The sequence below is a fragment of the Microbacterium sp. LWH3-1.2 genome (assembly GCF_040675855.1).
Lineage (GTDB): Bacteria > Actinomycetota > Actinomycetes > Actinomycetales > Microbacteriaceae > Microbacterium.
This window is the reverse complement of record NZ_JBEGIK010000001.1, coordinates 879,012-891,209: the sequence shown is the minus strand read 5'-3', so window position 1 is coordinate 891,209 and position 12,198 is coordinate 879,012. Positions and strand designations below refer to the sequence as shown.

Genomic DNA, 12,198 nt, shown 5'->3' with positions numbered 1-12,198 from the left:
AGGTCACCCTGGGGCGCACCGGTCGCCGCAGGTCGGCCGATTCCCGCCGATCAGCGAGTGCGACGGCGGCGGGCGATCCCGATCCAGATCAGCACCAGGCCGATCACGAGCACGATCGGACCGATCGTGGCCCACAGCGTGGACCCGGTCATCGACGACCCCTGCAGCACGCCGACCCCCTGGAGGGTCCACAGCAGCCCGACAGCGCCCAGGATCACGCCGGGCACGAGGAACGGCCACATTCGCTTCACGGTCCCGACTCTAGGGTCGCGGCTCCCCTGGCGACAGGCCCCGTCGAACCGGGCGGTGGCAGGATCGAGGGGTGGCCGACGGCGAACGTGCGTCCTGGACGAACCCGGCGAGCGCGGAGTGGCGCGAGCGCCCGGGGGGCTTTCGACGCTGGGAGACGTCGACCCATCTCGGCGACGGACCGGCGGTCTGGGATTGGGCGGGGACCGAGGTGCTGCGGTGGGGCGTCAAGACCCGCAGCGGCTTCAGCGTCAGGCCGAAGGCGACCGCGGTTCGTCCCGGCGACCGGCCGGTGATCGTGGCGCACCCGTTCGGGCTGTCGGTGCGCGAGCCCGTCGAGGTCGTCGCCGTCGTCGACGAGAGCGACCGCGTGGGCTTCGCTTACCGGACGCTCCCCGGCCACCCGGTCACGGGCGAGGAAGCGTTCATCGTGCACCGCGACGGCAGCTCGGTGCTGCTGACCATCCGCTCGTTGACGCGCCCGGGTCGCGGGCACTGGCGCGTGATGTACCCGGTGCTCCTCCTGGCGCAGGCGGTCGCCCGCCGCCGCTACCTTCGCGCGCTGCGCGTCCGCGCGGCGCGCTGAGCGACCCCTCTACTGGCCGCCGAGCTCGCCAGGATTCGTGAGGCGCCATGTGTCAGTCGGCGGGACGATGGTGCCGTCGATCTCGATCGGAGACGTCGCCGTGTTCGGCCCTGCCGTCCATGTGATGGTGCCGATCACTTCGCCGTCCGTGTAGGTCTTCGGCGTCGTCGTCGTCATCTCCACGGCGATCGGGGTGTCGGACCACGTGAAGATCGTCGTGTAGTCGGAGACGACGACCTGCGCCGACGAGCCCCACGGCGCCGTGATGGTGCCGATCTGCTGATCTCGCTCGGCCACCGGCACCTCGTGGAAGCCGGCACGGATGCTGTCGATCAGCGCCATGACGTCGTGATTGACGTTCGCGCGGGTGTAGCCCCCGAGCACCACTCCGGTCACGCTGAGCGGCTCCGCCGTCCCGACGGGGACGGATGCGGTGAACAGCAGGTTGTAGGTGCCCTCTCCGAGGTTTCCCGTCTTGAGGCCGGTGATCCCGTTGCTCCCGAGAAGGTCGTTGGTGTTCACGATGCGGCCCGGACCGGGCAGCGAGAGGGACGACGTCGCGGCGACGCTCGCGATCGTCGGATTCGCGGCGGCGAGCTTGCCGAGCGCGATGAGGTCGGCCGGGGTGCTGGTGTTGCGTGCATCCAGGCCGGTGGGCTCGACGAGCGTCGTGCCGGTGAGCCCGTTCGCCGCGAGCCACCGCTGCGCGGCACCGCGGAAGGCGCTTTGCGATCCGAAGGCCCATGTCGAGACGGCCTCCGCGTAGTTGCTCGCCGAGGGGATGAGCATCGTCGCGATCGCGTCGTGCAGCGACATCGAGCTGCCGGTCGGCATCGCCGCGATCGTGGCGCCCCGCACGTAGTACTGGTCGTAGAGGTCGTGGTCGGCCTTGCTGAAGGTGATCGTGGGGCCGGGATCCGAGGCGTCCGCCAGCGGATGCCGATCGAGGATCACGAGCGCCGTGATGACCTTCGTGATGCTCGCGATCGACCGCGGCTCGCCGGTCCCGCTCGTCGCCCAGATGCCGCTCGCGTCCGTCCCGAGGTACGCGTCGCCGCCGGCGATCGCTATCGCGGACGCGCCGGTGGACGGGAGGGCGACAGCGGCGGCCGCCGGCACCGTCACGGGCGGCTCGTGCGTCTCGACGACAGGAGCGCTCACCGGTGCCGTCAGCGCCCACCACACGTACCCGCCGGGGACCGCGAGCAGCACGAAGAGCACGATCGCGGTGACGATCAGCCCGATGCGTCGGCGACGGCGCCGCACCTGCGGATCGACCCAGCGGCGCCCCAGGACCTCGCGCTCGTCATTGAGCAGCTCGGCGAGGTCGGAGAACTCATCCGTGGGCTGCTGCGGCGTCGAAATGGATGCTCCCCTCGTGCATGCTGAACCCCATCATGCATCATTGAGACTCCCCGTCTCACCACCTTCTTGTCGGGTCGTGCCGGAGCGGGGTGCGGCCGGCGGACTCGCGGCCCGACGTCGCTTGGCGAGATCAGGCGATCTGAGGGCGGCAGGACGATTCGGCTCGGATCGTCCTGCGCGGGACAGATCTCGTGATCCGGAGAACGGATGCTGCGCCCCCGGTCGCGCCGGACGCGGTTCGTCGTAATGATGGGCGCAAGAGCGGCGCCGAGTACGCCACTCCGGTCGCGATCGTGCCCTCCGTGGACCCGGAGCCGGTGCTGATCGGCCGGTAAGTCCTCGTGTGGAAGCATGTTCACCGACCCCGAGCTCCCCCCACCAGCTGCTCCCGGATGAGCTCGATCATCCTGTCCGTCGGCCGCGACCAGTACCGGCCTCCACCGGCGCTGGCGAAGCTGGTGAAGTGGCGGGCGGATCGGTGCATGGGGCCCGGCTGCGGGATGCCGGGTGGCGCCATCCCGTGGACCTCTCCCGCCGGCCGCCGGTACCTCGTCAAGCCGGAGCGTGCCGTCCCCGTGTTCCGTTCGACGGACCACGGCGACGCACCGCGACACACCCCGGTCGGTATGGTGAGCGCATGACGCGCACGCGGGGATGGGCGACGGTGTGGACGGTGCTGCGACTCGCGATGGCGGGGGTGACGGTCGCCGCGATCTCGGCCCAGCTGACCAAGTCCATCGGCACGGCCATCGAGCTCGGCCGCGACGTCCCGACGACGATCGCGAACTTCTTCAGCTTCTTCACGATCCTCTCCAACGCCGCCGCCGCGGTCGTGCTCGCCTGCATCGCGCTCTGGTACCTGTTCAAGGGACGGAGAACGGATGCTGAGCCCCACGGTCCCGCGGTCGCACTGGCGTGCGTCAGCACGTACATGATCATCACGGGCATCGTCTACAACACCCTGCTGCGGGGCATCGAGCTGCCGACGGGCAGTGCGCCGATCCCGTGGTCGAACGAGGTGCTGCACCTGATCGGCCCGATCTTCCTGCTCCTCGACGTGTTCCTCGGACCGCTCCGCCGAGCCCTCCCCTGGCGCACCCTCTGGGCCGTGGTCGCGTTCCCGATCGTCTGGGTGATCTACACGATGATCCGCGGACCCCTCATCACCAACCCGGTCAGCGGTGATCCGTTCTGGTACCCGTACCCGTTCCTCAACCCGAACAACCCCGGCGGCTGGCCCTCGGTGGTCCTCTACGTCATCGGGATCGCGGCCGCGATCGTCGCGGTCGGCGCCTTCGTCGTGTGCTGGGGACGGCGCCGAGGGGCAGCCGCGAGTGCGTCGGATGACGCCGGGGAGGCGGCATCCGTCCCCTCCTCCGTCGCGTCGGACTGAATCCACCAGCCGTTCCCACAGGCTGAATCATGTCCCCCGAACGGCGGACACGCCCGGATTTCCGCGGCTTTTGTCGACGTTGTCCACCAAACGGTGGACACGTTGTAGCTTCCTGACAACGCGGGGTCCCGGGCGCGCGTTTTCCGCACGTTGCCCACACAAAGGTTTGATACACCCCCGTATCCGCGGGAGTACATCTGTGCTCGGGGCAGAAAGCGACACGCACTACGCGTGATGTCGAAAGGGGTAGGACATGCACTGGGCATGGTTCCGAATCGCCGCGGCACTCACCGGGATCTCCGGAGTCGTCGCGGGTTTCATCGTCAACGTAGACCGCGCAGCGCGCCAGGGGCACGGCCTCGGCGATGTGCTGGCGAACTACTTCAGCCTGTTCACGATCGTGTCGACGCTGCTCAGCATCGTCACACTGTTCGTGGCCGCGTCATGGGCGATGCGGCACCCGGGCTCCTCGCGCGAGCCGTTCGGCGTCGCACTGGCTCTGGCGGCGGTCACGGGTCCCGTGCTGCTGCTCGGGCTGGTCTACAACGCGCTGCTGCGCGGACTGCCGTCGGCCGTCGCGCTCGGCGACTCCGCCGGGATCGCGATGCTCGACAAGTACGCGGCCGAGGTGCTGCACGTGGTCCTGCCGATCTACTTCGTGCTGGACCTGCTGCTGGCCCCCCGCCGGCGGGCGCTGCCCTGGTGGTCGCTCGCCGTGCTGGTCGGCTACCCGCTGGCATGGACGACGTACACGATGGTCCGCGGCGAGCGCGTCGCGAACCCCGACGGCACCACACCGTGGTGGTACCCGTACCCGTTCCTCGACCCGCACGGCGCAGGCGGCTACTCGTCGGCGTTCACCTACATCGGCGTGATCCTGGTCGGCTTCCTGGCGATCGGCACGATCATCATCCTGATCGGCCGGTACCGCGAGAAGCGGTCCACACGCCACGGTGCACCGGTCGCGCGCCACACGCTGTTGATCTGATGAGCGCCACGGGGGGAGGCCGCAGATGCTGCGGCTGCGGCGGCCGACGCATCGCGGGCGGCATCCGTCCTCTTAACTAGACTTGAGGTCATGTCGAAGGTCCTCCAGTCCCTGCCCGTCGGCGAGCGCGTCGGCATCGCCTTCTCGGGAGGACTTGACACCTCCGTGGCCGTCGCGTGGATGCGCGACAAGGGCGCCATCCCCTGCACCTACACCGGCGACCTCGGCCAGCCCGACGAGGACGACATCGACGCGATCCCGAGCCGGGCGCTCGAGTACGGCGCCGAGGTCTCGCGCCTGGTGGACTGCAAGCCCGCCCTTGTCGAGGAGGGCTTCGGCGCCCTCGCGTGCGGCGCATTCCACATCCGCTCCGGCGGGCGCACCTACTTCAACACGACGCCCATCGGCCGCGCCGTCACCGGCACACTCCTCGTGCGCGCCATGAAGGAGGACGGCGTCGACATCTGGGGCGACGGCTCCACCTACAAGGGCAACGACATCGAGCGGTTCTACCGCTACGGCCTGCTCGCGAACCCGGCGCTGCGCATCTACAAGCCGTGGCTCGACGCCGACTTCGTCACCGAGCTCGGCGGGCGCAAAGAGATGAGCGAGTGGCTCGTCGAGCACGGCTTCCCCTACCGCGACTCCGTCGAGAAGGCGTATTCGACCGACGCGAACATCTGGGGCGCGACGCACGAGGCGAAGACCCTCGAGCACCTGGACGTGTCGCTCGAGACCGTCGAGCCCATCATGGGCGTGCGCTTCTGGGACCCGTCGGTCGAGATCGAGACCGAAGACGTCACCGTCTCGTTCGAGGCCGGCCGCCCCGTCGCCCTCAACGGCATCGAGTTCGCCGACCCGGTCGCACTGGTGTTCGAGGCGAACCGCATCGGAGGCCGCCACGGCCTGGGCATGAGCGACCAGATCGAGAACCGCATCATCGAGGCGAAGTCCCGCGGCATCTACGAGGCACCGGGCATGGCGCTGCTGTTCACGGCCTACGAGCGCCTGGCCAACGGCATCCTGAACGAAGACACGCTCGCGACGTACCACGAACAGGGCCGCCGTCTCGGGCGCCTCATGTACGAGGGCCGCTGGCTCGAGCCGCAGTCGCTCATGCTGCGCGAGTCGATCCAGAAGTGGGTCGGGTCGACGATCACCGGCTCGGTCACGCTGCGCCTGCGCCGCGGCGAGGACTACACGATCCTCGATACCACCGCCCCGCGCCTGTCGTACCACCCCGACAAGCTCTCCATGGAGCGCGTCGGCGACGCCGCGTTCGGTCCCACCGACCGCATCGGCCAGCTCACGATGCGCAACCTCGACATCGCCGACTCGCGCGTGCGGCTCGAGTACTACGCGTCGAAGGGTCTCATCGGCGGCGCGACCGGCGAGCTCGTCGGCCACCTCTCGCAGGGCGAGGCCGGCGAGATCACCGAGCACGCCTCGCCCTTCAGCTCCGCGCAGGAGGAGCTCGCGGAGGCGACGGATGCTGCGAACGAGGCGTCGGCGTTCGACCTGGGAACCGACTGAATCGGCCCTTTCCCGGTCGTTGAGCGAGCTTGCGAGTCGAAACGCCCGCGGCGCGGTCGCAACCTGGGTCCCGGCCGTGAACTCCTGAGATAAGTTGCACACTGTTGTGCAACTTATCTAACGTGGAGGCATGACCTCCCCGATCGATGCTGCGCGCCGTCCGCGGCGCGACGCTCTCGAGAACCGCGCGGGCATCCTCGCCGCGGCTCATGTCGCCCTCGCGCACGACCCCCGCGCGTCCGTCGATGCCATCGCCCGCCAGGCCGGCCTGTCGCGCCGAGCGCTCTACGGGCACTTCGACGACCGCGATGCGCTGGTGCGCGAGCTCGTCGCGCAGGGTGCGACGCGGTTCAACGCGGTGGCCGACTCGATCGACGATGCCGACGCGCGGGTAGCGCTCGCCCGCCTCGCCGCTGCCCTCTGGAACGAGGCCGCGCACGTGCAGGTGCTCGCGGCGATCGCCCTCGACGAGGCGCACCTCGAAGAGACCGCGACGGCCCTCGCGCCGCTCCGCCGCGCCGTCGTGCGCATCGTGCGCGACGGGCAGGACGCCGAGGTGCTCCGCACCGACGTCGCCGCGCCGACGCTCGCCCGCCTCATCGAAGAGACCGCCCGCACCGTCATCACCCGCATCGACGCCTCGTCTCCCGCCGCCCGCGACCTCGCGGTGCGCGCGGTGCTCAGCATCGCCGGCCTCTCGTGGCGGCAGGCTGACGCGCTGCTCGGGGCGCATCCCGAGGTCCTGGCGAGCCCCGAGGCGGCGAGCGCGTGAGAGTCGTGCTCGACGCGATCGGCAAGGGCCGGCGCGAGCACGCGCTGCCGGTGACCTCGGCCTCCTTCGAGTCCGGCCGCGCCACACTGGTCGCCGCCGAGACGGCGCAGCGGCCGACGGTGCTCGGTCTCATCGCCTCCGGCCGCATGCGCCCCGACACGGGCCGCGTGGAGCTGGACGGGCGGACGGATGCCTCGGCCCTCCGCCGCCGGGTCGCCCTGGTCGACGCTCCCGAGGTGTCGGAACCCGAGCCCAACGTCACGCTCGCCGGTGTGACCAGTGAGGAGCTCATGTTCGCCGGACGCCGCTCCGACCCCGTCGCGGTGCGACGCTGGCTCGAGGAGCAGGGTCTCGGGGACGAGGCATCCGTCCCCGTCTCGAACGTCGACCCCGCAGGCCGCGTGCGTGCGCTGTGCGAACTGGCGGTGCTGCGCAAGGGCGTCGAGGGGATCGTGCTGGTCTCCCCCGACCGCCACGGTGGCGCGCCCGCCGCCTGGTGGGCCGTCGCCGAGGACTTCGCCGGGCGCGGCTTCGCGGTGCTCGTGATCGCGGGGCAGGCCTCGCAGCGAATCGAGCGGGCGGGCGAGTCGGAACGCGCCGTCAAGACGCCCCGAACCATCGGTCGACCCCACGTGCGCAGGTTCACCGCCCGCACGAAGGGTGGCGGGGCGTGAAGGTCCCCCAGATGATCCTCGCCGAGCTCCGGCGCCTCGGATCCACCCGTATGTCGCTCATCGCCCTCATCGCGCTCATGGTCGTGCCGATCCTCTACGGCGGCCTGTACCTCTGGGCGAACCGCGACCCGTATGGGCAACTCGACCAGGTCCCGGCGGCGCTCATCGTCGCCGACGCAGGCGCCGAGCTCAACGGCACCGCGCGCAATCTCGGCGACGAGGTCGCGCAAGAGCTCATCGAGGACGGCACGTTCGACTGGCACCTGGCCACCGCCGAGGAGGCCGACGCGGGTCTCGACGACGGCAGCTACGACTTCGCCGTCGAGCTGCCCGCCGACTTCACCGCGGCGATCGCGTCGATCACGACCGGTGACCCGCGCCCGGCCGACATCATCCTGCACACCAGCGACGCCAACAACTACCTCGCCTCCACCATCGGCACGCAGGCGGTCGAGCGCATCCAGGCGACGATCACCGAGAAGGTCGTGGCCGAGGCCGGGCTCACGATGCTCGACGCCCTCGACACGATCCGTGTGCAGTTGACGGATGCCGCCGCCGGCGCTTCTCAGCTGGTCGGCGGTCTCGCCCAGGCCGGTGACGGCGCGTCGCAGCTGACCGACGGCGCTGCCCAGCTCGCGGCTGGAACCGCCCAGCTGCGGGACGGCGCCGCCCGGCTCTCCGACGGTGCCGCCCAGGTCTCGGACGGCGCGGCCCAAGTGGCCGGCGGCACCGCACAGCTCGACGCCATCGCGGACCGGATCGGCGCAGCATCCGCGTCCGCGATCTCGACACTGCCCGAGGTGCGAGACGATATCGCCGCGAAGCTCGCTGAAGCCGGACTCGACCAGGAGAAGATCGACGATGTGCTCGCCGCGCTGGATCCGGTGGGCGACGGCCTCGACGCGGTGGACAGCCGCGTGCAGGGCGCCGTCGCCCAGATCGACCGGCTGAACTCCGGCGCCCAGCAGGTCTCGGCGGGCGCGGCATCGGTCGCCGCCGGCTCCGCCACGCTCGCATCGGGAACCGCGACCGCCGCGGACGGCGCGGCAGAGCTGCGCGATGGCGCGGCGACGCTCGGCAGCGGCCTCACGCAGCTCGAGGACGGCGCCTCGCGGCTCCGCGACGGTCTCTCCGAGGGTGCCGCCCAGCTGCCCTCGTACGACTCCGAGACCCGTCAGGCACAGGCCGACACCCTCGCGGCCCCGGTCGACGTCGAGCGCTCGTCGCTCACGCAGGCGCAGAACTACGGCGCAGGACTCGCCCCGTTCTTTGCGGCCCTCGCGGGTTGGATCGGCATCTACGCACTGTTCCTCATCGTCAAGCCGGTCTCCAAGCGCGCGGTCACGGCGCTGCATTCGCCGATCCGCATCACGCTGGCCGGATGGGCGACCCCAGCCCTCCTCGGCGGCGTGCAGATGCTGGGCCTGTTCGGCGTGCTGTCGCTCGCGCTCGGCTTCTCATTCGCCCACCCCCTCGCGACACTCGGCATCCTGCTGCTGGCCTCGGCCACGTACGCCGCGATCGTGCTCGCGCTCAACGTCTGGCTCGGCTCGGTCGGGCAGTTCCTCGGCCTCGTGCTCATGGTGCTGCAGCTCGTGACCGCGGGCGGGACGTTCCCGTGGCAGACGCTGCCTGCGCCGCTGGCGGCGCTGCACCACGTACTGCCGATGGGCTACGTCGTCGACGCGATGCGCCAGGTCATGTACGGCGGCAGCGCCGACCGCGTCTGGCTCGACCTCGCCGTGCTGCTCGCCTGGCTCGTCGGCGCAGGCGTGATCGCCGCGATCGGGGTCACCCGCATGACCCACTTCCGCACCCTGCGCGACCTGCAGCCCAGCGTGATCGGATAGCGGGAGTGGCACAGGGGGACCCACGCCCCGAGGGGCCGGTCGGGCGATGAAGGCCCAGCGTGATTCGGCCTGGGGCGCGGCTCGGGGTTAGCATGCGGATTGGTGCTGCTGCGACCCGACCGCACGCGGCACCGAACATCGCGGTGTACGGAACCGCGTATCCCCCCTCGCCTGAAAGCCCTTTCAATGACGAAGCCCCAGCCCTCGCCCTATGCCGTCGACGACACCGTCCATCGCCGGCCCGTGGGGCGGATCATCGGGATCACCCTCTTCAGTATCCTCGCGGGGATCGTGGTGCTCGCCCTGATCGCGGTCGGCTTCGTCGCGTACACCGCGCAGCGCTCGTTCCCGCAGCTGAGCGGCGAGGTGGAGGCGGCCGGGCTCGAGGCCGACGTGACGGTGCAGCGGGATGCGCTCGGCATCCCCACGCTCACCGCGGATTCGTCGCACGACCTCTTCTTCGCCCAGGGTTACGTGCACGCGCAGGATCGGTTCTGGGAGATGGACTTCCGCCGGCACGTCACGAGCGGGCGCCTCTCCGAGATGTTCGGCGCGTCGCAGCTCGGCACCGACAAGTTCCTGCGCACGCTCGGCTGGCATGAGATCGCCGAACAGGAGGTGGACGCCCTCGACGCCACGGAGCGCGCCTACTACGACGCCTACGCCGACGGCGTGAACGCCTACCTCGCCGACCACCAGGGCCCCGACGCCTCGTTCGAGTACGCCGTGCTGGGCCTGCAGAACTCCGACTACGCGATCGAGCCGTGGACTCCGGCCGACTCTGTCGCGTGGCTCAAGGCGATGGCCTGGGACCTCCGCAGCAATATCGAGAGCGAGACGGAGCGCGCGGTCATGGCGCCGGACTTCTCCGAGGCCGAGATCGACCAGCTCTACCCCGGCTACCCGTTCGACCGGAACCCGGTCATCGTGCCGAAGATCTCGGCGGTGCCCGCGCTCGGCACAGCTCCCGACCCTCCTGAGACGGATGCGACCGCCTCGTCGATCGAGTGGACGGAGGTCGGCAGCGTGATCGAAGCCGTCGGCGAACTGGTCGGCGGCGCCGGTGAGGGCATCGGATCGAACTCATGGGTGGTGTCGGGCAACGTCACCGACACCGGAATGCCGCTTCTCGCCAACGACCCGCACCTCGGCGCGTCGCTGCCGAGCGTGTGGCACCAGATCCAGCTGAAGTGCTCGACGGTCACTGAAGAGTGCCCGTTCGATGTGGCCGGATTCGGCTTCTCGGGGCTTCCCGGCGTCGTGATCGGCCACAACGAGCGCATCGCGTGGGGCTTCACGAACCTCACCACCGACGTCACGGACCTCTATCTCGAGAAGGTGGACGGCGACTCGTACTGGTACGACGGCGCGTTGGTGCCGCTCGAGACGCACACCGAGACGTTCAAGGTCGCGGGTTCTGACGACGTCGAGCTCGAAGTCCGTTCCACGGTCAACGGCCCGATCGTGTCCGGCCTCACCGGCGACTTCACGTCGATCGCCGAGGCTCCCTCCGTCGGGACGGGCGGCACCGTGACAGAGACGCCGGCCGACGCACCCGAGGGCGACGATGCGGTGAGCCTGCGCTGGACCGCACTGCAGCCCGGAACCACGGCATCCGCGATCTTCGCCCTCAACACCGCCAAGGACTTCGACGACTTCCGCGGCGCGGCGGCCCTCTTCGACGTGCCGGCGCAGAACCTCATCTACGCCGACGTGGACGGCAACATCGGTTACCAGACGCCGGGCAGGCTGCCGATCCGCGGCGCCGGCGACGGCTCGATGCCGCAGCCAGGGTGGGACTCGACGTATGCGTGGCGGGGCTATATCCCGTTCGAGGAGCTCCCGGTCTCGTACAACCCGACCGAGGGGTACATCGTCACCGCGAACAATGCCATCGCGGGACAGGACTACACCCATCCGCTCACGCGCGACTGGGACTACGGCTGGCGCGCAGCCCGCATCACCGAACTGATCGAGCGGGCGATCGCGAAGGGCCCGGTCACCGCGGACGACCTCAACGCCGTCCAGGCCGACAACTACTCCTTCATCGGCATGCGCCTCACGGCGGCCTACGCCGACGTCACCACGGGCGACGACGAGACGGATGCCGCGCTCGACCTCCTGCGGGAGTGGGACGCTCAGAACGACGCGGACTCCGCGGCGGCCGCGTACGCCAACGTGCTGTGGGACACTCTCGCCGAGAACGTGTTCGTCGATGGGCGCGAGCGCTCGGCGCCGATGAGCGGTCAGGGCCGTCAGTTCCTCGTGATGGACGCGCTGCTCGAGGACGAGACCTCGCCCTGGTGGACCAACGACGAGCTCGGCGTCGACGGCATGGCCGACATGCTGAAGCGCTCCGCCATCGATGCCTACGAGCGACTCGTCGACGACCAGGGTGACAACGCTTCGCGCTGGAACTGGGGCAGCCTGCACGCCCTCCCGCTCGAGAACGGCAGCTTCGGCACCTCGGGCATCGCCGCCATCGAGTGGCTCTTCAACCGCGGTCCGTTCCCGGTCGGCGGCGGCTCGTCCGTCGTGAACGCGACGGGGTGGGACCTGACCCAGAGCTTCTCGACCGTCACCGTTCCGTCGATGCGCATGATCATCGACCTGTCCGATTTCGACGATTCGCGCTGGAACCAGCTCACGGGCCAGAGCGGCCACGCCTTCCACACGAACTACATCGACCAGGTGGAGTCGTGGCAGAAGGTCGAGCTGACCCCCTGGGCGTACACGCCCGACGCGGTCGAGGCGGCCACGACCGACACCCTCGTGCTCACGCCCTGAC

12 protein-coding genes are annotated in these 12,198 nt (G+C 70.1%); 10 read left to right on the top strand and 2 right to left on the bottom strand.

Annotation, left to right across the window (positions count from 1 at the left end; genetic code table 11):
- Window positions 1–50 precede the first annotated feature (50 nt).
- Window positions 51–242, bottom strand: coding sequence for a hypothetical protein (locus MRBLWH3_RS04255; protein ID WP_363435282.1), 192 nt, complete (start codon window positions 240–242; stop codon window positions 51–53).
- Between the two features lie 80 nt (window positions 243–322).
- Here MRBLWH3_RS04255 and MRBLWH3_RS04250 point away from each other — a divergent pair, with 80 nt between their 5' ends.
- Window positions 323–835: a DUF1990 family protein gene (locus MRBLWH3_RS04250; protein ID WP_363429009.1), complete on the top strand. Its 513-nt coding sequence runs from the start codon at window positions 323–325 to the stop codon at window positions 833–835.
- Between the two features lie 9 nt (window positions 836–844).
- On the opposite strand, the gene MRBLWH3_RS04245 is transcribed toward MRBLWH3_RS04250, so the two are convergent.
- Window positions 845–2,101 carry a D-alanyl-D-alanine carboxypeptidase family protein gene (locus MRBLWH3_RS04245; RefSeq protein WP_363429007.1) on the bottom strand — a complete coding sequence of 419 codons (1,257 nt, stop codon included), beginning with the start codon at window positions 2,099–2,101 and terminating at the stop codon, window positions 845–847.
- A 290-nt stretch (window positions 2,102–2,391) separates the two neighbouring features.
- Here MRBLWH3_RS04245 and MRBLWH3_RS04240 point away from each other — a divergent pair, with 290 nt between their 5' ends.
- The 9 genes from MRBLWH3_RS04240 to MRBLWH3_RS04200 all read left to right on the top strand — a co-directional run bounded on the left by MRBLWH3_RS04240 (window position 2,392) and on the right by MRBLWH3_RS04200 (window position 12,197).
- Window positions 2,392–2,535, top strand: coding sequence for a hypothetical protein (locus MRBLWH3_RS04240; protein WP_363429005.1), 144 nt, complete (start codon window positions 2,392–2,394; stop codon window positions 2,533–2,535).
- A gap of 57 nt (window positions 2,536–2,592) precedes the next feature.
- Entirely contained in the window at window positions 2,593–2,841 is a 249-nt protein-coding gene (locus MRBLWH3_RS04235; protein ID WP_363429003.1) for a hypothetical protein, read from the top strand.
- The gene (locus MRBLWH3_RS04230; protein WP_363429001.1) at window positions 2,838–3,593 is read left to right on the top strand and encodes a Pr6Pr family membrane protein; all 756 of its coding nucleotides are present in this window, start codon (window positions 2,838–2,840) and stop codon (window positions 3,591–3,593) included. Before MRBLWH3_RS04235 ends, MRBLWH3_RS04230 begins: the two co-directional genes overlap by 4 nt.
- A 253-nt stretch (window positions 3,594–3,846) precedes the next feature.
- A complete protein-coding gene (locus tag MRBLWH3_RS04225; protein WP_363428999.1) occupies window positions 3,847–4,581 on the top strand; it encodes a Pr6Pr family membrane protein in 735 nt (244 codons plus the stop codon).
- 90 nt (window positions 4,582–4,671) lie between these two features.
- On the top strand, window positions 4,672–6,114 hold the full coding sequence (argG, locus tag MRBLWH3_RS04220) for an argininosuccinate synthase (RefSeq protein WP_363428997.1): 1,443 nt from the start codon (window positions 4,672–4,674) through the stop codon (window positions 6,112–6,114).
- Between the two features lie 130 nt (window positions 6,115–6,244).
- Window positions 6,245–6,886: a TetR/AcrR family transcriptional regulator gene (locus MRBLWH3_RS04215; RefSeq protein ID WP_363428995.1), complete on the top strand. Its 642-nt coding sequence runs from the start codon at window positions 6,245–6,247 to the stop codon at window positions 6,884–6,886.
- Complete coding sequence (locus MRBLWH3_RS04210) at window positions 6,883–7,560, top strand: hypothetical protein (protein ID WP_363428993.1); 678 nt, start codon at window positions 6,883–6,885, stop codon at window positions 7,558–7,560. Before MRBLWH3_RS04215 ends, MRBLWH3_RS04210 begins: the two co-directional genes overlap by 4 nt.
- A complete protein-coding gene (locus tag MRBLWH3_RS04205) occupies window positions 7,557–9,410 on the top strand; it encodes a YhgE/Pip domain-containing protein (protein WP_363428991.1) in 1,854 nt (617 codons plus the stop codon). Before MRBLWH3_RS04210 ends, MRBLWH3_RS04205 begins: the two co-directional genes overlap by 4 nt.
- A gap of 186 nt (window positions 9,411–9,596) precedes the next feature.
- Entirely contained in the window at window positions 9,597–12,197 is a 2,601-nt protein-coding gene (locus tag MRBLWH3_RS04200; RefSeq protein ID WP_363428989.1) for a penicillin acylase family protein, read from the top strand.
- Window position 12,198: the final 1 nt, after the last annotated feature.

Coding starts and splice junctions, on each gene's coding strand:
- MRBLWH3_RS04255 (WP_363435282.1), bottom strand. CDS start 242: ATGTGGCCGTTCCTCGTGCCCGGCGTGATCCTGGGCGCTGTCGGGCTG.
- MRBLWH3_RS04235 (WP_363429003.1), top strand. CDS start 2,593: ATGAGCTCGATCATCCTGTCCGTCGGCCGCGACCAGTACCGGCCTCCA.
- MRBLWH3_RS04230 (WP_363429001.1), top strand. CDS start 2,838: ATGACGCGCACGCGGGGATGGGCGACGGTGTGGACGGTGCTGCGACTC.
- MRBLWH3_RS04225 (WP_363428999.1), top strand. CDS start 3,847: ATGCACTGGGCATGGTTCCGAATCGCCGCGGCACTCACCGGGATCTCC.
- argG (WP_363428997.1), top strand. CDS start 4,672: ATGTCGAAGGTCCTCCAGTCCCTGCCCGTCGGCGAGCGCGTCGGCATC.
- MRBLWH3_RS04215 (WP_363428995.1), top strand. CDS start 6,245: ATGACCTCCCCGATCGATGCTGCGCGCCGTCCGCGGCGCGACGCTCTC.
- MRBLWH3_RS04200 (WP_363428989.1), top strand. CDS start 9,597: ATGACGAAGCCCCAGCCCTCGCCCTATGCCGTCGACGACACCGTCCAT.